Genomic DNA, 23,861 nt, shown 5'->3' with positions numbered 1-23,861 from the left:
CGCTTTTTGCCTACTGCAAGATAAAGGAACGCACTTTTACTACATTGGAATCCTTACCTATTCCATCGACAACACGTATAACGCTTACACATTATGAATAAAATCTTATTAGCCGAAGACGACCCAAATTTAGGACAGCTTTTGCAAGAATATCTTACCATCAAAGGTTTTGAAGCCACCTTAGCCAAAGATGGTGACGATGCGCTCTCTAAGTTTGTATTGACAGATTATGATTTATGCATCTTCGATGTAATGATGCCTAAAAAAGATGGGTTTACTTTGGCAAAAGAGGTACGAATGTCTGATAAAGATACACCTATCATATTTCTTACAGCAAAAGCCATGAAAGAAGATACTTTGCAAGGTTTTAAAGTTGGAGCTGATGATTATATGACAAAACCTTTTTCGATGGAGGAACTCTTGGCTCGTATCCAAGCAATCTTGAGAAGAAGTCAAAAACAAGCTACAGAAAATGCTGTTAAAAGTAATACTTTCGTGATAGGCGCTTATGAGTTTGATTCCGAAAAACAACTACTATTTCATGCATCAGGTCAGCAAAAATTAACTTCTAAAGAAAGTGAACTGCTCAAATTACTTTGCGAAAATATCGGCAAACCCGTAAGCCGTAGCTTTGCACTGAAAATGGTTTGGGGTGACGATACCTACTTCAATGCCCGTAGTATGGATGTGTATATCACCAAACTCCGCAAGTTTTTTAAAGAAGAACCAACTATTCAAATCATCAACCTTCACGGCGAAGGATTTAAGTTGATGAGCTAATACTTAGTCATAAATTGAGTGATTTGTGATTGAGTACATGAGTGATTATGTTAAAAATTATCTTCTTGCAGTAGAGACGCAATGCTTTGCGTCTAAGGCGGTAGGATTCTGAAATATTCCATCAAAAAAGGCGTTCGAAATGAATTTTTCGAACGCCTTTTTTAATGAAAATTTGGAGAATAATCTCAATACTATTTTTTCTCTGGTAAAAGAATAACTTTAATAAAGTCTTTACCTAGGTATTGATTGGCAGCTTTTTTAGTGCTTTCTACCGTTACTTGTTTCATCAAAGCCTCTTCTTTCAATACATCCTTCAAGTCTTCTTTGTATTGGTATTGCCCTTGAAGATAGCCCAACCAGAAACCATTTTCACGTAATTGTACTTCTGTTTGACGTTTTGATTCAGCTTTGAATTTATCGATGTCTGTTTGTTCAGCACCTTTGGTTTGTACAGCGGTAATTTCTGCTAAAGTACGAGTAACCAATTTTTCAACATTTTCAGGAGCACAAGCAAAACCAATTCTGAAGCTATAACGCGCCGAAGGGATTTTTGAAGCCGAACCTCCTACTTGAACACCATACACACCTGCTTCTTCTTCACGTAATTTTTCAATCAACTTGATTTCTAATACTTCCGAAAGTGCCTCGATTTGTTTATCAGTTTCGGCATTGTACACCAACGGCCCCGACCATACCATTGTTACTCTTGCTTTTGGTTCTGTGCCCTTGTAAACCGTTTTTTCAACCTTACCTTTTGGCGGATAAATACCCAAGTCTTTGGCAATTTCTTTACGCTTTAATGAAGGTAAAGCACCCAAATACTTTTCAAATAATGGTTGTGATTCTTTCAAATTGATATTACCTACAAAGAAGAATGTGAAATCTGAAGCATCAGCAAAACGCTCTTTGTAAATAGCAAAAGCTTTATTTGCATCAATTTTCTCAATACGTTCGGCAGTAATAGGCATACTACGTGGGTGATAGCTCGACAATATCGCAGTCAATGAATCGCTATATACTTTTTCTGGTGTCAAAGTTTTTTGCTGACTCAACAACCCATCTCGCTGATTGCTCAAAAATCCTTTTACAACCTCAGCATCCAAACGTGGCTGCATGAAATAACTGTAAATCAACTCTAATGCTGTTTCAAAATCCTTTGGTGTCGCTGAGCCACTAATACCTTCGGTAGTAGCGCCAATATATGGGGCAATTCTCACCGTTTTACCTGTCAATAACTTACGTAAGTTGATGGTATTGAAATCACCCACGCCCGAAATAGACGCAATTGTTGAAGCTAGCTTTGCGTTATCAGCATCTTTATCAGCATACAAGTTTGACCCACCTACACTATAGCCACTGATTAAGATTTCGTCATTTTTAAAGTCTGTCGGTTTTACTACTACTTTTACTCCATTACCCAAAGTCAACTCTGTTACACCAATTTCAGGAATTTGTTTTGTAGCAACAACTTTACTTCCTTTCTGTAATTTTTCAATCAATGGTTTTTGTACAGATTGGTCAACGTAAGCTGTTACATCTTTACCTGTATTATTCAACAATTCTTTGATTTTTTCGGCAGAAGGCAACTTGTCTTTATCTTTTTCTGGCGCCATCAAAACAACCGCACGGTTATCATCTGTAATCAGCGCTTTAGCAGCCGCATTGATATCCTCAAGCTTGATTGTTTCGATATACTTTTTCGTAAAATCATAACCAAACTCAATAGAAGTAAGCACTTCATCTTCTAAAAATGCACTTACCAAGCCATCTACCAAGTCCTCTGAGCTAGTCTTATCCTTTTCTTTAAAAGCATTTTCTTGACTTACTAAATACATTTTTTTCGCACGCTCAAATTCGCTTGCATTAAAACCAAACTTTTTCGCACGAGCAGTTTCTTCCAAAATAGCCTTTAAACCGCCTTCGATATTGTCGCCTTTGGCTACTACAATCGAGCTAAAGCCGTCGAGGTTACTCAAGAAACCGCTGTAGCCTGCTTGTCCATACAAAAATGGAGGATCAGCCTTTTGCGTTAATTCTTGAATACGAGAAGAAAGCATGATATTGAACAACGAACGAACGATACCATCACGACGGTCTTGATAAGTTACGTCTTTTTTCTTTGGTTGTTTCGAGATTACCTGAATCACCGTATTAGGTTGTTCTGGGTCTGTAACGATAGCAACGTCGGTTCCGCCAGTCAACGGAATATCATATTTTACTCTTGGTTTTGGATTGGCTACCGCAGGAATTGCGCCGAATTTTTCTTTAATCATTTTTTCGACCATATCCACATCCACATCACCTACTACGGCTACAGCTTGCAAGTCGGGGCGATACCAATCTTGATGAAATTGTTTTAAAACATCATATTTGAAGTTTTTCAAAATATCATCTTTCCCGATAGGCAAACGCTTGGCATATTGCGAGTTGTTCAAAATCAAAGGAAAATACTTGTCACGCATACGAGCTTGAGCACCTTTCCCCAAACGAGATTCTTCTAATACGACACCACGTTCCTTGTCGATTTCGCTAGGTTCGAGTGTTGCGTTATGTGCCCAGTCTTCCAGAATTTGGATACCTTTTTTGAAAACCTCGATAGAGTCAGTTGGCACAGGAAGCATATACACCGTTTCGTCGAAACCAGTATAAGCATTTAAGTCAGCACCAAAACGAACTCCTGATTTTTGAAGAAAATTGACCAATTCATTTTTCGGGAAGTTTTTGGTTCCGTTAAAGTTCATGTGCTCCATGAAGTGTGCTAAGCCTTGTTGCTCGTCGGTTTCGAGTACAGAGCCAGCTTTTACCATTAGACGCAACTGAGCACGGTTTTTAGGTTCAGCATTTTTCTGGATAAAATATTTCATTCCATTGGGCAATACGCCCACACGCACCGACGGATCCATGGGTAATTTTTGGCTCAAATCGGTTTGTCCATAGCCTACAAAGCTCAAAGAGATTCCTAAAGCAACTGTAGCAATTAGGTGAACAACTTTTTTCATGAAAGTTTTAAAGTTATGAGATTTAAAAAGTATTGATTCATACGATAAGACACGCTTACCGTATCTTCCAAATTTAATGAATGTTTTGATTTCACTCTATTATTCAGTGTAAATTAAAAACAGAAACCTGTACGTTTTATTATTGAGTGAGTTGAGATTGAGTGAATGAGTGATTATTAAAAAAAGAAATTTACCAGTAGAGACGTAATGATTGCGTCTGAAAGATGTGTAATCCTGCATTTAAGTATCAAAAAAGGCACTCGAAAATTGTTTTCCAAGCGCCTTTTTTGATGAAACCATGCTAGATTTTACTCCGCTTAAGACGCAATCATTGCGTCTCTACTTCTAGAATACAAATTTTAACAGAATCACTCATTCGTTCATTCACCAAATTAGGGATGATAATTTGAGCATTGCCATTAAAATAAAATTGGTGTAGTGGCAACTCTTGCAGTTGCCGCCTTTAAAATGGAAACTGCAAGAGTTGCTACTACACCAAAAAATATGTTACTTGTTCAGGCCCTAACTCATTTGTTTGAATCTTTTTTTCAAAATCAGTAAGGCAATATGTAACGCTACGGTAATACTTACGATTTTGACACCATTAGCCTCCTCCCAAAAATTAGGATCTTGATACACTTTAAAAGCAATAATTGCCAATATCAGAGTAAGCACTATTTGGAAAAAACTCATTATGCCAATCATCACTTGTACAATGAGCTGGCGAAGGCCATCAAAACCGCGTTTTTCGTTTACCATAATCTTAGAAGAAAAAGCCTCCTACTCGGATAACGATAGGGCTACCATAAGGAGATGTTAGATTATTGGACGAATAACTAAAGTTATATAATGCTGAAATCTGGAAACCTCCATATCCTAGACCAACACCTGCCAAAAATTGAGGGTCATAATTGAGTTTATAGGTTCCTGCACTGCCATAATACTGCTGAACCTCTCCTTGTGCAAATGCTTTAGACAAGATAGACTCTAAGAAACGAAGACGATATTGCGTAAAAAGTCTAGGGCCATATAGATTATAAGCCGTTGCACCAGTGTATTTGGTGTATTGATAATCTACTGCCAGACCAACTGTCATTTCGTTAGTAAGCAAATACCCAGCCATAGGTGACACAGAGATAAGCGTTGGGTTACCAAACTGCAAACCACCGATACCGCCCCCAAACTTCAATCTTTCACGGAAGGATAAATCTCTTACGTCTGGTTCTTCGTTTTCCTCGGCGTCGAGGTCACCCGTTGCGCCATCTTGTTTAATTACAACAGGCTCTTGCGCCCAGCTTTTTGTTATGTTACCTGCGGTTAGTAAGCAGAGAATAAGAAGTATTTTTTTCATGGTTTGAAAATTAATCTATTGTGTTTCAATAAGCTATAGATGTTTCATCTATCAACAAAAAGACGTTATCCTCGAACAAAAAGTCTTCGTTGTGAATCCTAGTTGCTTTTTTGTCTTTATAAATAGTCATCCTTTATTCATAAAGACACATTTTACACATCATTTCGTTGCAATCACTTGTATCAAACCCTTAAATTAATGGAAAGTTTGCTACATTCTTGCGTACATACGAAACAATCTTGTCTAGTTTTTTGTCTAACTTTGAGAGGACAACAAACCTATGACAATTCAAGGTTTGTTCATCCTTATTTTGCCTGTAATTGTTTTGGACAAAATTTGGCAACACTCAATCATTCTCATATTGCCAAAATTCAACTATCCGACATTTTGATGAATACTGCCGAAATCACGCTGAACCAACAGTCTTCCATAGAAAACCTCGACCCTAAAAAGAATATCATTATTAAAGGGGCAAGAGTCAACAACCTCAAAAATATTGATGTCGCTATTCCTCGTAACCAGCTTGTGGTTATTACGGGCTTATCTGGCTCAGGAAAGTCATCTTTGGCTTTTGACACACTGTTTGCCGAAGGGCAACGTATGTATGTCGAAAGCTTAAGTTCGTATGCCCGTCAGTTTTTGGGAAGAATGGAAAAGCCTGATGTAGACTATATCAAAGGCGTATCGCCAGCGATTGCGATTGAGCAGAAGGTTTCTACTAAAAACCCTCGTTCGACGGTTGGTACGACTACCGAGATTTATGATTATCTCAAATTATTATTTGCTCGCACAGGGATTACGTATTCGCCTCTTTCTGGAAATATTGTCAGAAAAGATACCGTTACCGATGTGGTCAACTGGTTGTTCGAACAAGAATCAGGGCAAAGAGTCTTAATTCTGGCGCCCTTATTTTTGCGAGAAGGACGTAGTTTGCAAGCCGAAATACAGGTATTGATGCAAAAAGGCTATACCCGTATTGTGGTGGATGAGGAGACTTTATTTCTGGAAGAACTATTAGAAAATCCAGCGCGAATAGAAGAGCTCCCTCCTATTGACTTGGTCAAAAACAACTTCAGAATATTAATAGACCGATTGGTTATCAAAAAAGAAGACGACGGTCAGCCCGATGAAGAAACACAGTTTCGTGCATCAGATTCGGTACAAACGGCATTTTTTGAAGGAAGTGGCACTTGTTACATTGAGCTTGTAGGACAGGAAACCCGTGTTTTCTCAGATAGATTTGAATCTGACGGTATCGTTTTTGAAGAACCTTCGCTCAACCTTTTTAGCTTTAATAACCCTTATGGCGCTTGTAAGCGTTGCGAGGGTTTCGGTAAAATTTTAGGTTTAGATCACGACCTTATTTTCCCTGATCATAATTTATCGATCTATGAAGGAGCTATTGCACCTTGGCGTACCGAAAAAATGGGCGAATGGCTTATTCCGCTGTTACGCAATGGTATCAAATTCGACTTTCCTATTCATAGAGCCTATAAAGATTTGACAGAAAAGGAAAAAGCATTGTTGTGGACAGGAAACGAATATTTTTCTGGTCTCAATGCCTTTTTCCAAATGCTCGAAACCGAGACGCATAAAATCCAATTTAGAGTTTTACTTTCTCGCTACCGTGGTCGTACTACTTGCCCAGATTGCCAAGGTTCACGCTTGCGTAAAGATGCAGGATATGTCAAAATTAATGGGAAGTCTATTATAGACTTGGTATTGATGCCTATCTCTGAGGTAACAGAGTTTTTTGAAAAACTCGAGCTTCCTGATTATCAAATGGAATTATCGAAGCGTATTGTACAAGAAATCCAAAATCGACTAGATTTCATGAGTCGTGTAGGTTTGGGATATCTTACACTCAATCGTCTTACTTCTACTTTATCAGGTGGTGAGTTTCAGCGTATCAAGCTAGCAACTTCATTGGGAAGTGCGCTTGTTGGGTCAATGTATATCCTAGATGAGCCTTCGATTGGCTTGCACCCACGTGACACACAACGTTTGGTTTCGGTATTAGAATCGTTGAGAGATTTGGGCAATACCGTTATTGTAGTTGAACACGAAGAAGAGGTCATGCGAGTGGCTAACCAAATTATTGATATTGGCCCTGATGCGGGAAGCCATGGTGGGCAGCTTGTATTTCAAGGAAATTACGAACAATTGAGCGACGCGCAAGTCACCGAAATACAAAGCCATACGATTAATTTCTTAACTGGAAAAGATAGCATTCCTGTACCAAAGTTCCGTAGAAAATCCACTGCTTTTATAGACATCAAAGGTGCAAGAGAAAATAATCTTAAAAACTTAGATGTCAAATTTCCATTGGGAGTACTCACGGTGGTGACGGGTGTAAGTGGTTCAGGAAAATCAACACTTATTCGTAAAGTGTTATTTCCTGCACTAGGAAGACACTTGGGGACATTCACTGATGAAACAGGGAAATTTACAGAATTAAGTGGTAGTCTCAATCGAATTGAGGCTGTTGAAATGATTGACCAAAATCCCATAGGAAAGTCATCACGCTCAAACCCAGTTACCTATATCAAGGCGTATGATCAAATTCGCTTGTTGTATTCAGAACAAGCTATTTCAAAAAATCGTGGCTATAAACCTGCGCATTTTTCGTTCAACGTAGACGGCGGTCGTTGTGAAACCTGCCAAGGCGAGGGTGAAGTTACCATTGAGATGCAATTTATGGCAGATGTACGCCTCAAATGCGAGTCATGCGGTGGAAAGCGTTTTAAACAAGAAATCTTAGACGTAAAATACCAAGAAAAGGATATTGCTGAAATCTTGGATATGACCGTTGATGAAGCGATTATACTTTTCTCAAAAGAAGACCCTAAACTGGCTGATAAACTGATACCGTTACAAGAAGTTGGTTTGGGTTATATCAAACTGGGTCAGTCTTCAAGCTCTTTGTCGGGCGGAGAAGCACAGCGTGTCAAATTGGCTAGTTTCTTAGGAAAGGGGAATTCAAGTAAAGGGAAGACCCTCTTTATTTTTGACGAACCTACAACAGGTTTACACTTCCACGATATTAAAAAACTATTGAAAGCCATCAACGCGCTCGTTGAGCAAGGCGATTCCGTAATTATTATCGAGCATAATATGGAAGTCATCAAATCGGCAGATTATATCATTGATCTCGGTCCAGAGGGCGGCAATCAAGGAGGCTATATCACTTTTGCAGGAACACCCGAAGACATGGTAAAAGAAGGAAATAGCTTTACTGCTACTTTTTTGAAAGAGAAATTATAAGCTACAGCGTCTCACTCAGATGTCAGCTACGCATACCTTGTGTGGCTGACATCTGAATTTTTAAAGTCATAACAATTCATCTACTATAGCTCAAACTGCTACAATAGTACAGAAAAGTTGATACAAAGTTTTAAAAGGATTATATAAAGTCAGGAAGGATTAAGGAGCTTATTTTTTACACCTTATGGCGGTAAGGAAAACGCTAAGCTACATCAGATTGAGCAGGCTCAAATCTCGACGTTTGTTTATTTGAGTACAAAATTTCTTGATAAGAAAGGGTTTTCAACATGCCTATTTTGATTCTTTTACGCACTGCTTGCGTTTCAGATTTATAAGTATTTTGCCCTCTCAATAATTCCTCTGCAATATTCGCAACAAGAAGCTCTACAGATTCTGGCGTTAAAATTACTGGCGAGTCTTTCATAACACTATTCTTTTGGTGGGTTGTGTGGTTAAAACAATCTTTTACACGGAACAGGAGAGAAACAACTGTTATTCAACTAGTTAACAACAAAGTTACAAAATTCGTTGCTTGACCGTTAACCAAAGATAGATTTTTTTAGAAATGCACCCAAAAATCATACCAAATCAATCGTCGATATTTCCAATTTTATGAGGGGCTAAATTGAATAAAAATTCGCTTCAATCTCAAACTAAAAATATGTTTTTCAAACCTTTATATATTTACAAAAATGCATTTGGCGGACTTCCCAAATCGGTTTGGTTGCTATCAGCAATCATGTTTGTCAACCGTAGCGGGACGATGGTTTTGCCATTTTTAACCTTATATCTTACTCAAAAACTTCACTTCTCGGTGGCAGACGCAGGGATTGTCATGGCATTTTATGGCTCAGGAGCGTTATTTGGCACTTTTTTAGGTGGAAAACTAACTGATAAAATAGGTTTTTACCCTATCCAATTTTACAGTTTATTATTGTCAGGCATTGCATTATTGGTTTTGATGCAATTAACCTCCCTCTACAGTATTTGTGCAGGGGTATTTATTTTTACAACGCTTGGTGATACTTTTCGCCCTGCCAATGGCGCCTCTATTGCTTATTATAGCACACCTACAAACCGCACACGCTCGTACACACTCAATCGTTTGGCCATCAACTTAGGCTGGTCGATTGGTGGCGGTATGGGAGGTATTCTGGCTGAAATGGATTACAACTATCTGTTTTGGGGCGACGGAGTAACTTGTATTGTAGCTGCTATTTTATTAAGGATTTTAATAAAACCTCCAGTGCTTGATACGACCTCCTCAAAGTCCGCTGAAACTCATGTGAGTAATCTACCTAATTCGGCGTACAAGGATAAATTTTACTGGGTATTTTTGGCGTTGGTGGTCATGTATGCGATACCGTTCTTCCAGTTATTTTCTTTGGAACCTTTATATTTTAGAACAGTCATAAAGCTTTCAGAGTCTCGAATTGGTGCTTTTATGGTTTTCAATGGTTTGTTAATTGCTACCACCGAAATGATATTTGTTCATACGGTCGAAAAACGCCTACCACGCCCTATATTGATCGCTATAGGTTTGTTACTTACAGCTTGTTCGTTTTTTGTGCTGAATATATCCACGGCTATAATGTTTATTTGGTTTTCGATTGCCTTTAATACCATTGGCGAAATGTTTGCGATGCCTTTCATGCAGACTTTAGTCGTAGATAGAGCTAATGAAAAAAATAGAGGTCAATATCTAGCGCTATATTCAATGTGTTATTCTATTGCTCAAATCAGCGCTCCCACCATCGGTGCACAGATTATTCAACGATGGAATTTTGCGGAACTTTGGTATGTCATGGGAGGATTATGTTTGACTTCGATGCTTGGTTTTTTATTGCTACAAAAGCATTTTATTAAACATTCGGATTAATGGTGTCTTTACGTGTGAGTATTTGTCATACACAATCCCTAACTTAGTACCTCAAATATTCACTCTCAAATCATTCGACTGATTGATTTTATTACATGGAACTACTCATTATTTTTTTATTAATCTTACTTAATGGCATTTTTTCAATGTCAGAAATTGCGCTGGTATCTGCTCGAAAAGCCAGACTCGAATCTGCTGCGAAAAAAGGAGATAGCAATGCCAAAATTGCTTTGAGTATTGCCAATGAGCCCAACCGTTTTCTATCTACAGTTCAAATTGGTATTACTTTAATTGGAATTTTAACAGGTATTTTTTCGGGAGAAAAAATGACCAATGATATAAAAGCTTTTTACGGACAATTTGAATTGTTTGCTCCTTACCAACATACTTTGGCGGTCACAACAGTGGTTTTGTTAATTACTTACCTTTCGTTGGTATTTGGAGAACTTGTACCAAAGCGTATTGGACTCACCAATCCCGAATTTATTGCCAAAACGGTAGCTCGTCCGATGAATATGCTATCGACGCTTACAGCTCCTTTTGTTTGGCTTTTGACATTTTCCTCGGATTTACTAATCAAAATTCTCAACATCAAACCTTCTACCGACAGTAAAGTAACCGAAGAAGAAATCAAGGCGATTGTGCAAGAAGGTACCGAAAGTGGTGAGGTTCATGAAATAGAACAAGATATTGTGGGACGTGTATTTAGTCTGGGCGATAGAAATGTATCGTCGCTTATGACGCACCGCAACGATGTAGTATTTTTAAAATCTAGCTATTCTTCTGACCGAATCAGAGAAGTAATTCATGAAGAATTACACTCGCTATATCCTGTTTACGAAAAAGATAAAGACCATATTATTGGCGTAGTGCGCCTGAAAGATTTGTTTTTGCCTCTGAGTCAAACAGACTTTGATTTGAGCTTATATCTTTCTCCTCCACAATTTATTCTTGAAAATGCTTCGGCTTACCAAGCTTTACAGCGCTTTAAGGATAGTAAAATTCATTACGGAATTGTCATTGATGAGTATGGTCAAACACAAGGTATTGTTACGCTCAATGATTTGCTAGAAGCATTGGTAGGAAACGTATCAGATTTTGATCATGATGGTTATCGTTTAGACAAGCGAGAAGATGATTCTTGGTTGATTGATGGGCAATATCCACTGGTAGATTTTTTACAATTCTTTGATTTGCCTAATCATTTTCAAGAATACTCTTTCAATACAGTCGCTGGGTTAATTTTGAATGAATTGACGGATTTACCACAACAAGGTGATACGATTATTTGGCAAAATATGAGCTTCGAAATTATTGATATGGATGGTGCAAAAGTCGATAAGCTTTTAATTAAAATCTTAAACGCAGAGGGATAATTTGAAGATTTGAATGATTTGAAGATTTGAAGATTTGAAAATGCTATCAATTTTTAAGGAAATTTCATCAAAAAAAGCGGTCGGAAAACAATTTCCGACCGCTTTTTTTGATACTAGATTGTTGGTTTTGCCTCGGCTAAAGACGCAAGCATTGCGTCTCTACTAAATACAGATTTTAACATAATCACTCATGCACTCAATCACCAATCACTCAATTAGGGATTATCTAAGAAATAAAACCTTTATCTCTTAAGATTTTATCCATCAATTTCTTATCGTTATCGTTTGAGAAAATGCTGAATGGCAAATAAATAAACTGATATTGACCTAAATCCAACACGTAAGCTTCTTTTTCTTTCCTAGCAGTTTTAATCATATCCCATTTGATAACACCACCTTGCTCGTCTGTAATTTTCATCAAAATTTGACGACTATCGATTTCGTAGCGATATTTTTCAAAAAGTTGTTTGTATTGATCCAACTGCGTTACACCCGTAAATTGAATTGCCCAGAAAGCAACATAACCAATCGCCCCAATAAGCGTCAATACATAAATCCAGTAGTTATGATAAATACCTGTAATATTGAGCACCGCATTCACAGCGATAAGTCCAAGTGGTACAAAACCCCAATACCATTGATTTTTGACCATTTGGCTCATATTGAGAGTAATAAACTTGTTTTTATCAAGCGCATACTTTTTTGTTTTGATAGCCAGTGGATTTACTGGCATTTGCACCATTCGTCTTTGCTGACCCTGTGCATATCCTTTTGCCATGTCGTTGTTCTTTATGCTTTATTGTAAATTATGCTATTGTTCGCAAACAGACTGCAAATGTACAAAAAATAAGCGTAGCTAAGTATTTTCACTTGCTACGCTGTCAATATTTCTTAACAAATCTAAATTATGAGAGGAATTACACCAAGTTATTTGCGCTAACCTCTACATCTCCAACACATTCCAAACCATTACTTTTCTTTTCTAAACTGAATACTTTCGACTAAAAACTTATCCTGATTTCTCTTGAGCAGGATATACACCGCATAATTCCCCCGATTTGTCTTATACAGACCTCTGTAATACTGAGACAAAGAATTGGCACCTTGATGAACTAACTGAAAATCTTGAGGTGGCCAACGTTTAAAGAACGACTTTAGGATGATTTCGGCGTGCGTTTGTGAAATCTCACTAAAATCAATTTGTTCAGCATCAATTAATAAATCCACATTCTCGTCAAACATCGAAGCTAGCTCACTTGCTTGACCTTGTTTGAGTGACGTAAGTAATTTTCCAACCGCAAAACTTTGTGGGTCTGCACCGCCCCACGAAGTCCAAAATATTAAAGTAAGAATAAATGAAAGTAGTATTTTCATGTTGTGTGTCAATATAACTGGATGAAGTTATATGAAAGTGAATCTGCACAAATTGTGCCAGCCCTCTTGAAAGCATTTTTTTTTGAATATTATTTATCCAATTATCTAAAAATTTATCTTTCAAGTCTTAATATTGCGACTTGCAATTAGAGTCGTCTCTATAATTGCTAAGAAAGAGCTATAGAGGTCAATAAAGTTTTAATATCTTCGCAGCATGGAACTAACAGATAATCAAATACTAAACCAAACGCAGGTACTCCAAAAAATTAAACGTATTGCGTTTGAGATATACGAAAACAATTTCGAAGAATCAGAAATTATCATTGCTGGTATCAAGGGTCAAGGGTATTCATTTGCCAAATTACTTGCCGAAATGATTGGGAATATTTCCTCTATCAAGGCTATTGCAGTACTTATTGACATGGACAAGGAAGTGCCTAATCCAAGTATCACTTTTGATTGCGATGATAGCCTACTTGAGCAAAAAGCCATTATCGTAGTAGACGATGTATTGAATACTGGTCGTACTTTTGCTTATGGCTTATCGCCATTTTTGCGTTTGCATGTAAAGCGTCTTCAAACAGCCGTTATCGTAGATCGTGGCTACCATCGTTTCCCAATTGCCGCAAATTATATCGGATACGAATTATCTACAACGATTAACGAGCACGTAAAAGTTATCCTAGATAACCCTGATGAAGTTGGCGTTTATTTAAGCTAGAGATATTGAGTGATTATTGAAATACTCAACCATTCTGTAGAGATGTATGGTTTTACATCTCTACAGAATGAATTTTTCTTAAACTCACTCAATTTCACTTAACCCTTTCCCCCACTTTGTGCCTCTGTGCCTTTGCCCCTTCCCCACTATTAAAAGCTTTCTTCTAAAACCTTCACAAATTTTGGTAACTTTACTAAGGCATTTAATGTTATCCAATTAACGGCTTGGTGAATTACCCCTTTGCCTTTGCATTCAATTATATTCCTTATTTCATGTCCAACCTCACAGACAACACAGGCTATGAGCATATCGAAGTGCTCGGAGCAAGAGAACATAACCTAAAGAATATTGACCTCACTATTCCTCGCAACAAACTTGTCGTTATTACTGGCATTAGTGGTTCGGGGAAATCTTCATTAGCATTTGATACCATTTATGCTGAAGGACAGCGTCGTTATATGGAAAGCTTTTCGGCCTATGCCCGAAGCTTTATCGGTGGAATGGAGCGCCCCAATGTGGATAAAATTAATGGGCTTTCGCCTGTAATTTCGATTGAGCAAAAGACCACTTCCAAAAACCCTCGCTCGACCGTAGGTACTGTTACCGAAATCTATGACTTTATGCGTTTGTTCTATGCTCGTGCAGGAGAAGCATTTAGTTATTTGTCGGGCGAAAAAATGATTAAACAGTCTGTAGATCAAATTATTGATGTAATTCTCAATGATTATGACAATCAGAAACTAATCATTTTGGCTCCGATTGTCAAAGGTCGTAAAGGACATTATCGTGAGCTTTTTGTGCAGATTGCCAAATTGGGTTATACCAAAGTACGTGTCGATGGCGTGGTGATGGACATTCAGCCCAAAATGCAGCTCGACCGTTTCAAAATCCACGATATAGAGATTGTCATTGACCGTATTGTGGTAAAAACTGAAGACCGCTTCCGCTTATCGCAGTCTGTTCAAACAGCCTTGACCCAAGGAAAAGGTTTGATGATGATTCGTGATGAAAAAGGTGAAGTCCGTAATTTTTCAAAATTCTTGATGGATCCTAAAACTGGGATTTCTTACGACGAGCCTGCGCCTAATACCTTTTCATTTAACTCTCCTTATGGCTGGTGTCCTTGTTGTCAAGGTTTGGGAGTGGTTGAGGAAATTACCGAAGAAGCTATCCTTCCTGACAAAAGCCTCAGTATTAGTCGTGGAGCCATTGCTCCTATCGGTGAATACCGTGAAATGTGGATTTTCAAACAATTAGAGGTTTTACTCAAGCCTTTTAAAGTGAGTTTGACTACTCCGCTCGATAAATTTCCTAAAGAAGCTGTCGAAATCATGTTGTATGGTTCTGACGAGCCTGTTCCAGTTCCTTCCAAAAAATATGAGGGTACCGAATGGAATACCAAATATGAGGGAATTATCAATTTCTTGAAAAGACAACAAGAAAGTGGCTCTGATAAAATTCAAGAGTGGCTCAAGGATTTTATGATGATTCGCACCTGCCCAGATTGCAATGGGGCACGTCTGAAAAAAGAAGCACTTTTCTTCAAAATAGATAACAAAAATATTGCGGAATTAGCCCAATTAGATGTCTCGGACTTAGCCAAATGGTTTGAAGGACTCGAAGAGCGCATGTCTGAACGCCAAAATGTAATCGGTCGTGAGGTACTCAAAGAAATCCGCAAACGTATTGGTTTCTTGACGGGTATTGGCTTGGAATATCTTACGCTCAATCGCCCACTCAGAACGCTTTCGGGTGGCGAGGCACAACGTATTCGTTTGGCAACCCAAATTGGCACACAACTGACCAATGTCTTGTATATCATGGACGAGCCAAGTATTGGCTTGCACCAACGTGACAACGTAAAATTGATTCAAGCACTCAAAGATTTGCGTGATTTGGGCAACTCTATTTTGGTTGTAGAACACGACAAAGATATGATGCTCGAATCGGATTATATCGTGGATATTGGTCCTGGTGCTGGTCGTCATGGTGGCTCGATTGTGGGTCAGGGAACACCAGAGGAGTTTTTGAAAAATAATTCGACTACTGCTAAATTTTTGAGTGGCGAGACCACTATTGAAGTTCCCAAACAACGTCGTAAAGGCAATGGTAATACTTTAGTGATCAAAGGTGCTAATGGCAATAACCTCAAAAATGTTACGCTAAAGCTTCCTTTGGGCAAAATGATTGCGATTTCTGGTGTGAGTGGTTCAGGCAAATCCACCTTGATTCACGAAACACTTTTCCCAATTCTCAATCGCCATTTCTTCAATAGCAAACGTGAACCTATGCCATTTAAGGCTGTAGAAGGTTTGGAGTTTTTGGATAAAGTAATTGAAGTAGATCAGTCACCGATTGGTCGTACGCCACGCTCCAACCCTGCCACTTACACGGGAATGTTTTCGGATATTCGTTCGCTTTTTTGTGAGTTGCCAGAATCTAAAATTCGTGGTTACAAAGCGGGACGTTTTAGTTTTAACGTAAAAGGCGGTCGTTGCGAGGATTGTGAAGGTGCAGGGATGAAAAAAATCGAAATGGAGTTCCTACCCGATGTACATATCGCTTGCGAAACTTGTAAAGGCAAACGCTTTAACCGAGAAACATTAGAAGTTCGATTTAAAGGAAAATCCATTGCAGATGTACTGGATATGACGGTAGAACAGGCGGTGAGCTTTTTTGAAAATCAACCTAAAATTCAGCGTAAAGTTCAAACCTTACATGAGGTTGGCTTGGGCTATTTGACTTTAGGGCAGCAAGCTACGACCCTTTCGGGTGGCGAAGCCCAACGAGTAAAACTAGCAGAGGAACTTTCGAAAAGAGATACAGGAAAAACCATTTATATCCTCGACGAACCCACGACTGGTCTTCATTTTCAAGATATTAAAGCCTTGATGGAAGTTTTACAAAAACTTGTCGATAAAGGAAATACCGTTTTGATTATCGAGCACAATCTGGATGTCATTAAAGTATCCGATCATGTGATTGACTTGGGACCAGATGGTGGTCGCAATGGTGGACAAATCATCGCTGAAGGTACGCCAGAACAAGTAGCCAAGGTAAAAGGTAGTTTTACGGCACATTTCTTGAAAGAGGAATTGAAGGGGTAGGTTTTAGCGGATTGGAAATCCTTTTTATCTAAACTTCGAGATTGTCCTGCGAAACGTCTCGAAGAGCAATAGAAAGTTTAAGGGTAAATGTAAATCAAGTAGAAATAGAGATTTAACAAAAAATATTAAAAACCATGAAATCAATAAGAAGAATCATTAGTATTGTATCAATCTTTTCTGCCTCTATTATTTTATCTTTTGGACAAATTTCAAAAGATGAAACTTATCAGCCTACGAGTATTTCAGATTGTATTACTTATTTTGAAGATAAACTTCATCCAGACGTTACTGAAAAATATAAATACCTTAAAAATGATAATTCTCTCATTGAGAGCCGTTATTTCGATGCTTTATCAAGTTTTATATGGAAAAAATGGCTATCAAATGAAAAAAGTCCTTTGTCTGTTTCTTTGAAAAAGAATAGGCCGTTAGGACCAGATGATGCTAATAATATTGTTAGGATTTTCATAAATCATCTAAAAAATTCTGATCAAAGTATTGATGAAAATTTAGAGTTTTCAGAACTTCCCCCTTTTTCAGAACAATCAAAAGAAAATGAAAAATTTAACGAAGAATTAGTTAGTTATTTCCTTAAAGGCTATGATGTTCAAAGTTTAGACCCAGGACAATTAGATGACGTTCTTGAAACATATGCAGGATATGAGAGCCCTTCATTTATAGTGCTTTCAAAAGAACAAAAAAAGAAATCTCTATATCTAAAATCTTTCGTACCGTTACCTGTTCCTGAAATTGAAGGAATAAGTGAATTTATTTGGGGTAATAATAATTTTTCCAAAATATTTACAAGTGAACCAAAGGTTGGTTTTGTTAATAAAAAAGGGCAAATTGTAATACCGATGGAATATGAAAGTGCTGAGATGATTGATAGTAAAGAAACAGATGTAGTAAAAAACCCTGTAATAGTTAAGAGAAATGGGAAATATGGTGTTGTTACTTCTAAAAATGAGCTTTTGATTCCCATTAAATATCAAGGACTGAGCTTCACGGGAAACCATTTAAATAAATCTGAAAAAACTTCACAATCGAAGGAAGACATTGTTTTATCTTTTGCAGAATCTGAACCAACTTGGAAATGGGGATTACTTGATATCAAAGGAAATGTTATAGTACCATTGGTTTATGATAGGTATTATGGGATTAGATTTGATAAAAATGGTAAAGAGTACTATATTTTTGAGCAAAATAAAAAATGGGGTGCTGTTGATTCAAGTAATAATATATTGGTTCCTTTCGACTTTATTAACGAATATGAGGTAGAGAGATTAGTCATTCTTAAATAATTAAAATTAGCACTCCCTCAGTAGCTCGCACCACGCTCTTCGAGATTGTCCTTCGGAACATCTCGAAGAGTGAAATATTGAGACTAGGAGGATTTTATGAAATTCATTAAAAAGCGGTCGAAAAACAATTTTCGACCGCTTTTTTGCTATCAGCATCCTATGGCTAACTTGGCTCAAGACGTAAAGTATTACGTCTCTACTGCTAGCATACAAATTTTACCATAATCACTCATTGGCTCAATCACCAATTCACCCAATAGATAATGACTCCTATCATTATCTATATGCCTTCCATTTTTATTCAATGGTTTATCTTACAAAATTTTAATTAATTTTAGCTTCGTTGTGAAAACCATTTAACCAAAAACAATACTATCATGCAAAAACTCATTACAAAATTACATTTGATAATTCTGTGTATTTTATGCTCAACATTGGCTATTACAGCTCAGAGTATAGAAGGGCGTTGGGATATTACCATTACGAAAGGAAATAAAAAATTCCCGTCTTGGTTAGAAATTAACCATTCTGGGGTAAAATACCTCAATGGGCGTTTTGTGGGTAGTGGTGGTAGTGCCAGACCCATCTCTAGAGTCTATTTTAAGGATAATAAAATGTCATTTTCTATACCGCCACAGTGGGACAGAGAAGATAAAGACCTTGTGGTAGAGGCTGAATTGAAAGATGGAAAATTAGAAGGAACGATGAATCAGCCTAATGGCGAAGTGGTGAATTGGGTGGGTGTAAAAGCTCCAAAATTGATCAAGTCTAATGAACCTATTTTCGCAAAACCAATGCCTATTTTCAATGGTAAAAACTTAGAAGGATGGGAAATTATTGGAAGAGAAGACCGTCCTGCCGCAGGCGAAAATCAATGGATTGTTGAGAATGGTGTTTTGAAAAGTCCAAAATCAGGTGCCAATATCAGAACGACAAAAACCTTTGGCGATTTCAAATTACACGTTGAATTCCGTGTGCCAGAGGGTAGCAATAGCGGTGTATATCTACGTGGACGTTATGAAGTACAGATTACAGACGGCTTCGGCATTGAACCATCTGCTATTGAACTGGGAGGAATTTATGGTTTTGTGAAGCCTTTAGAAATGCCTGCTAAAAAAGCAGGAGAATGGCAAAGTTATGATATTACCTTAGTTGGAAGAGTTGTGACAGTAATGCTAAATGGCAAAACAACCATCTATAAAGCTGAGATACCAGGCATTACAGGTGGCGCTATTGATAGCAATGAGGCAGAAGCAGGACCAATTATGTTCCAAGGTGATCACGGCCCAATTGAGTTTAGAAACATCACCATTGCAGCAGCGAAGTAATTACTTGAATAGTATTCTTGATAGCATTTTTGGTAAATCCTTTATTTGTTACACAGATAAAGGATTTATTATTTAAAACAGTTTTTAGGTAAAAAACAAAACCTCACGTTGATACACTAAATACATTCCAACTTCGTAAATTTGAAAATCATCAACAAAAATCGACCTCATGAACAAAAACCTTCAATCTCTTTATCAAATTGCCCAAAAACCTTCTCGTAAAATTATTGGTTTGATGTCGGGAACGTCGATGGATGGACTCGATGTGGCTCTTTGCGAGATTTCGGGTGCGGGCGAAAGTACAGAAGTCAAATTGTTAGATTTTGACACCATTCCTTACACCGAAGATATTAAAGAAGAAATTCGACAAGTTTTTGCCAAAGAAACCATCAACTTTCCTCATTTGGCTATGCTTAACGAATGGATTGGGGTATTGCATGCCAATATGATTTTGGAATGCCTTCAAAAATGGAACATTTCGCCCAAAGACGTAGACCTTATTGCCTCACATGGACAAACGGTGATGCACGCACCAAAAATTTTGCATGGTATCGAAAAATTCCCCAATGCAACGCTTCAAATTGGAGATGGCGACCATATAGCAGTCAATACTGGCATTATTACGATTGCTGACTTTAGACAAAAGCACGTAGCCGCAGGTGGCGAAGGCGCACCATTAGCAGTATATGGAGACTATTTTATTTTTGGTAAAAAAGGCGAAAATCGTATTATGCTCAATATGGGTGGCATTGCCAATTTCACCTATTTACCTGCCAATATGAACCCTGAAGAGGTTTTTGTGACCGATACAGGCACAGGCAATACCTTGCTCGATGCTTTTACCAGAACCTTCTATCCTGATATGGCTTACGACAAAGATGCCCTTTTGGCAAAACAAGGGATTGTCAATCAAGCCTTATTGGAGGCGTTGAAGCAAGATGAGTTTTTCAAAAAGCCTTTTCCAAAAACTACAGGACCCGAATTATTTAGCAAAGCTTATGTATATCGTGCTCAAGAAATCAGTGACACGCTACATATTCCGAGTCATGATTTATTGGCAACACTCACACGCTTTAGCGCTGAGACGATTGCCGAAGCTGTGCATTCGCTCAATTTATCCAATCTTTCTGATTTTACGGTGTACACTTCGGGTGGAGGGATGCACAATCCTTTGCTAATGGAATGGCTTCAAGAACTTATTCCCGCCAAATTTGCCAAAACCAATGAACTGGGTATCAATGGCGATGCGAAAGAAGCCGTATTGTTTGCCATTTTAGCAAACGAAACCGTAGCGGGTGGCGAGTCTGATTTTGGTACTCGTAGAGGAATTCCTTCGGTAACCATGGGAAAAATTTCTTTTCCTTCTTAAATTCTTAGAGAATAATCTTTTGTAGATGCAACCTTTAGTTTAAGCCTTGCATCTAATAGACATAAAATATACTGTCATCAAATAAAGGTTTTACTATGAAAAAGATTCTTTTCCTCGCTTCTATTGTATTGATTTCGTGCGTTACTGTTATTCAAGCGCAGGTAGTAACACAAAAACGTAATGTGGGTTCATTTAAAGGTATTCAAATTTCGGGCGGAATCGATTTGTACCTCACGCAAGGCTCTAGCGAATCTGTTAGTATTAGTGCCGCTGAAGATCGTCAAGATGATATTAAAGTAGATAATAATGGCGGCGTAATCCGCATATATATCGAAAACTCAAAATGGGGCTGGTTCAAATGGAACAATAAACCCGTAAAAGCCTACGTGACGGTGAAAGACCTCAATTCTATTTCGGCAACAGGCGGTTCGGATGTATATTCTGAAAAGAAACTCGAATTGATTAAACTTACGATTCGTGCAACGGGTGGTTCTGATGTTAAACTAGAAATAGACGCCGACGAAATTGACTGTAGCACAACAGGAGGATCGGATGTTACGCTCATTGGTAATACAACCGTTTTGAAAGCAAGCTCAACTGGAGGTAGTGACTTAAAGGCCAACAAACTACGTTCAAGTTTTTGTAGTGTATCCGCAACAGGTGGTTCGGATGCGTATGTTTGGGCTGAAAAAGAAATCAGCATTTCTGCTACAGGTGGTTCAGATGTTTATATTTCGGGCAATGCCAGAGTTGTGAAAAAGAGCGTAACAGGTGGCTCGGATGTTCACTAGGATATTGAGTGAATGGTGATTGTGTGATTTTATTAAATGCCTCTGTCGTAGAGACGCAATGCTTGCGTCTAAAGAGGTGTCATTTTGAAATATACTATCAAAAAATGCGGTCGAAAAAATAATTTCGACCGCATTTTTGTTTTTTATCAACAGAAACATCTTTCCTAATGCCTACAGCTCATAGTCTAAAACTTCTTTAATATTTCAAGTGTTGTATTTTCAATAAATCTAGGATAATTACTTTTCCTGACGTTATTTCTATTAATCCTTCTTGTTTAAAATCAGAAAGCGTTCTGATTAGCGACTCTGTAGCCGTACCTGCTATCGACGCCAAATCTTCTCTTGAGGGCTGAACAATAATGTCAACGGTTTGATCAGGATGAATATGTTTGGCATAAAACACCAAAGACTCTGCCACACGTTTTCTCAAAGAATTATAAGCCAATCCCAACAGATACTTTTCTTGTTGGATAATTTCTTGCGCCATCCATTGAATCAATCCATTTGCCATAGCACGATTTTGGTGAATCGCCTGTAAAAACAAATCCTTTGGAACATACAGCAATTCTGTTTCTTCTAATGCAACAGCAGTTTCTACATAAGCGCTACCGCTCAAGAGTGCTTGTATTCCGACAAAATCACCTACTTTATACAAACCTGTCACCAATTCTTTGCCTTCATTATTTTGCAAAATCACCTTTACTTTTCCTGACTGTACATAATACAAACGGGTGGCGTCATCGCCTTCGGCATATATCACCGATTTCTTTTTGTAATGATGTGGACGTTTATCTTCTAAGAGTTGCTGTAATCCTTCAGTCAGGTACGCATAGTTAAAATTAGCACTCACATGCGCTTCTTCTACCACATTAGTTTGAGGAGTGACACTATGCTGTTGGTGCTCGACTTTACTCAAGCGAGTTTCAATTGCTGAAATCAGTTCTACTTCATCAAAAGGCTTGGTCAGGTAATCATCTGCGCCAAGTTCCATGCCTTTTCTAAAATCCCCTCTTTCTGATTTGGCGGTTAATAAAATTACAGGAATTGTATTCAAAACAGGATTTTTTTGTAAAACCTTTAGTACACCATAGCCGTCCAACACAGGCATCATCAAATCACAAATCACTAAATCGGGTTGACATTGCAGGGCTTTTTCAACTCCAATTTTTCCATTTTCGGCGGTGTACACCTCATAGTTGGACAACTCGAGTATTTCGGCGGTATTTCTCCGCAACTGGTCATCGTCTTCTATGAGCAATATTTTTTGCATATTCTTGGTGATTGTTTTGTATTTATTGGGGTAAAAGCATTAACACTTTACCGAAAAGACATCATCAGCTCATGATCAATTATCCTAGCTATCGTTCATTTGTTGCATCACTTTGGAAAGATAAAAATTTAAAGGCCGTTCGATGGCGTTATCATCCAATCTTCCCATACTCAATGATTCTTCTAAAAGTGCTGTGAGCGTTTTTACATTTTCCAAAATCGTTTGGATATGTTCTTCTTGCTTCTGTACGTTCCCGATTTTGTTGTATTTACTTAGAAGATTCGCCGAAGACGATATAATCCCCAGTGGTGTTCTAAACTCGTGAGAAGCATAAGTGATAAACTGCGATTTCAGTCCATTAAGTCGATGCTCGCGGTGCAATGCTTCCGATAATTCATGTTGCGAATGCTCTAATTTTGTAAGCGTCTCGAGCAACGCTGAAGTGCGATACGAAATCATTTGGTCGATTTGATTTTTAAAATATTCACGACCCTTGATACCGTTTTCTTTTTCAAATTGTAAAAGTTTCTCCAAATTAATAATACGGGTAATTAAATACGTTTGAGAATCACATTGAAATGCATCAATATTGATAATAGCCCAAAAAGTAGTACCATCATGCACTTTACATTGTACTTCTTCCGACCATTTACCACTTTCGTCTAGGCTTTTCCTAAGTTTGGCATTTTGCTCGCTTGTAATGGGCATTTCTCGCACTTCAACTCCGTATTTCTCAGCAAACTCTTTCTCGTCTCGAACCTTAAATAACTCTAAACCAGAGTCATTTACTAGAACTACCTCATTGGTTTCATAGTTATAGATACTCACAAAAACATTTAAGTGTGTGAGCAAAGCATCGAGTATAGCATCTTTTAGTGTGGGGTTAAGCATGAATTTAGGACTGGATATTAATTTATATGTGAATCGTTTTGGTTTACTTTTATGAGCACT

General features: G+C 37.9%; 18 protein-coding genes. 10 read left to right on the top strand and 8 right to left on the bottom strand.

Annotated elements, in window-relative coordinates; genetic code table 11:
* The first annotated feature begins 90 nt into the window (after nucleotides 1-90).
* A complete protein-coding gene (locus tag GVN22_RS03410; protein WP_370520394.1) occupies nucleotides 91-780 on the top strand; it encodes a response regulator transcription factor in 690 nt (229 codons plus the stop codon).
* A gap of 191 nt (nucleotides 781-971) precedes the next feature.
* Here the strand turns inward: GVN22_RS03410 and GVN22_RS03405 are convergent, their stop codons facing one another.
* The 3 genes from GVN22_RS03405 to GVN22_RS03395 all read right to left on the bottom strand — a co-directional run bounded on the left by GVN22_RS03405 (nucleotide 972) and on the right by GVN22_RS03395 (nucleotide 5,130).
* The gene (locus GVN22_RS03405) at nucleotides 972-3,779 is read right to left on the bottom strand and encodes a pitrilysin family protein (protein ID WP_166549669.1); all 2,808 of its coding nucleotides are present in this window, start codon (nucleotides 3,777-3,779) and stop codon (nucleotides 972-974) included.
* Between the two features lie 522 nt (nucleotides 3,780-4,301).
* Entirely contained in the window at nucleotides 4,302-4,538 is a 237-nt protein-coding gene (locus GVN22_RS03400; protein WP_166549668.1) for a hypothetical protein, read from the bottom strand.
* A 4-nt stretch (nucleotides 4,539-4,542) separates the two neighbouring features.
* Nucleotides 4,543-5,130: a hypothetical protein gene (locus tag GVN22_RS03395; RefSeq protein ID WP_166549667.1), complete on the bottom strand. Its 588-nt coding sequence runs from the start codon at nucleotides 5,128-5,130 to the stop codon at nucleotides 4,543-4,545.
* Nucleotides 5,131-5,520: 390 nt separating this feature from the next.
* Between GVN22_RS03395 and uvrA (GVN22_RS03390) the strand changes: the two genes are divergently transcribed.
* Nucleotides 5,521-8,394, top strand: a complete 2,874-nt coding sequence (gene uvrA, locus GVN22_RS03390) for an excinuclease ABC subunit UvrA (protein WP_166549830.1) — start codon at nucleotides 5,521-5,523, stop codon at nucleotides 8,392-8,394.
* Nucleotides 8,395-8,596: 202 nt separating this feature from the next.
* On the opposite strand, the gene GVN22_RS03385 is transcribed toward uvrA (GVN22_RS03390), so the two are convergent.
* On the bottom strand, nucleotides 8,597-8,818 hold the full coding sequence (locus tag GVN22_RS03385; RefSeq protein ID WP_166549666.1) for a hypothetical protein: 222 nt from the start codon (nucleotides 8,816-8,818) through the stop codon (nucleotides 8,597-8,599).
* A 237-nt stretch (nucleotides 8,819-9,055) separates the two neighbouring features.
* Between GVN22_RS03385 and GVN22_RS03380 the strand changes: the two genes are divergently transcribed.
* Both GVN22_RS03380 and GVN22_RS03375 read left to right on the top strand, forming a co-directional pair.
* Entirely contained in the window at nucleotides 9,056-10,273 is a 1,218-nt protein-coding gene (locus GVN22_RS03380) for an MFS transporter (RefSeq protein ID WP_166549665.1), read from the top strand.
* Between the two features lie 95 nt (nucleotides 10,274-10,368).
* Nucleotides 10,369-11,649: a hemolysin family protein gene (locus tag GVN22_RS03375; RefSeq protein WP_166549664.1), complete on the top strand. Its 1,281-nt coding sequence runs from the start codon at nucleotides 10,369-10,371 to the stop codon at nucleotides 11,647-11,649.
* 226 nt (nucleotides 11,650-11,875) lie between these two features.
* On the opposite strand, the gene GVN22_RS03370 is transcribed toward GVN22_RS03375, so the two are convergent.
* Both GVN22_RS03370 and GVN22_RS03365 read right to left on the bottom strand, forming a co-directional pair.
* Nucleotides 11,876-12,427 (bottom strand): YcxB family protein, encoded by a 552-nt coding sequence (locus GVN22_RS03370; protein ID WP_205690772.1) that lies wholly within the window; start codon nucleotides 12,425-12,427, stop codon nucleotides 11,876-11,878.
* Between the two features lie 191 nt (nucleotides 12,428-12,618).
* A complete protein-coding gene (locus GVN22_RS03365; protein ID WP_166549663.1) occupies nucleotides 12,619-13,023 on the bottom strand; it encodes a DUF4783 domain-containing protein in 405 nt (134 codons plus the stop codon).
* Between the two features lie 214 nt (nucleotides 13,024-13,237).
* Here GVN22_RS03365 and GVN22_RS03360 point away from each other — a divergent pair, with 214 nt between their 5' ends.
* The 6 genes from GVN22_RS03360 (at nucleotide 13,238) to GVN22_RS03335 (ending at nucleotide 21,640) form a co-directional block, all read left to right on the top strand.
* Nucleotides 13,238-13,744, top strand: coding sequence for a phosphoribosyltransferase family protein (locus GVN22_RS03360; RefSeq protein ID WP_166549662.1), 507 nt, complete (start codon nucleotides 13,238-13,240; stop codon nucleotides 13,742-13,744).
* 272 nt (nucleotides 13,745-14,016) lie between these two features.
* The gene (gene uvrA, locus GVN22_RS03355) at nucleotides 14,017-16,851 is read left to right on the top strand and encodes an excinuclease ABC subunit UvrA (RefSeq protein ID WP_166549661.1); all 2,835 of its coding nucleotides are present in this window, start codon (nucleotides 14,017-14,019) and stop codon (nucleotides 16,849-16,851) included.
* 134 nt (nucleotides 16,852-16,985) lie between these two features.
* Nucleotides 16,986-18,152 (top strand): WG repeat-containing protein, encoded by a 1,167-nt coding sequence (locus GVN22_RS03350; RefSeq protein ID WP_166549660.1) that lies wholly within the window; start codon nucleotides 16,986-16,988, stop codon nucleotides 18,150-18,152.
* Nucleotides 18,153-18,529: 377 nt separating this feature from the next.
* Nucleotides 18,530-19,480 carry a DUF1080 domain-containing protein gene (locus tag GVN22_RS03345; RefSeq protein ID WP_166549659.1) on the top strand — a complete coding sequence of 317 codons (951 nt, stop codon included), beginning with the start codon at nucleotides 18,530-18,532 and terminating at the stop codon, nucleotides 19,478-19,480.
* 169 nt (nucleotides 19,481-19,649) lie between these two features.
* Complete coding sequence (locus GVN22_RS03340; RefSeq protein WP_166549658.1) at nucleotides 19,650-20,849, top strand: anhydro-N-acetylmuramic acid kinase; 1,200 nt, start codon at nucleotides 19,650-19,652, stop codon at nucleotides 20,847-20,849.
* Between the two features lie 95 nt (nucleotides 20,850-20,944).
* On the top strand, nucleotides 20,945-21,640 hold the full coding sequence (locus GVN22_RS03335; protein ID WP_166549657.1) for a head GIN domain-containing protein: 696 nt from the start codon (nucleotides 20,945-20,947) through the stop codon (nucleotides 21,638-21,640).
* A gap of 196 nt (nucleotides 21,641-21,836) precedes the next feature.
* Here the strand turns inward: GVN22_RS03335 and GVN22_RS03330 are convergent, their stop codons facing one another.
* Both GVN22_RS03330 and GVN22_RS03325 read right to left on the bottom strand, forming a co-directional pair.
* Entirely contained in the window at nucleotides 21,837-22,910 is a 1,074-nt protein-coding gene (locus GVN22_RS03330) for a response regulator (RefSeq protein ID WP_166549656.1), read from the bottom strand.
* An 84-nt stretch (nucleotides 22,911-22,994) separates the two neighbouring features.
* Nucleotides 22,995-23,801 carry a histidine kinase dimerization/phospho-acceptor domain-containing protein gene (locus tag GVN22_RS03325; RefSeq protein WP_166549655.1) on the bottom strand — a complete coding sequence of 269 codons (807 nt, stop codon included), beginning with the start codon at nucleotides 23,799-23,801 and terminating at the stop codon, nucleotides 22,995-22,997.
* Nucleotides 23,802-23,861 lie beyond the last annotated feature (60 nt).

Origin of the sequence: Cellulophaga sp. BC115SP, from assembly GCF_009905545.1 — a bacterium.
Classification (GTDB): domain Bacteria; phylum Bacteroidota; class Bacteroidia; order Cytophagales; family Spirosomataceae; genus Flectobacillus; species Flectobacillus rivi.
This window is presented reverse-complemented; position numbering and strand designations above follow the sequence as displayed.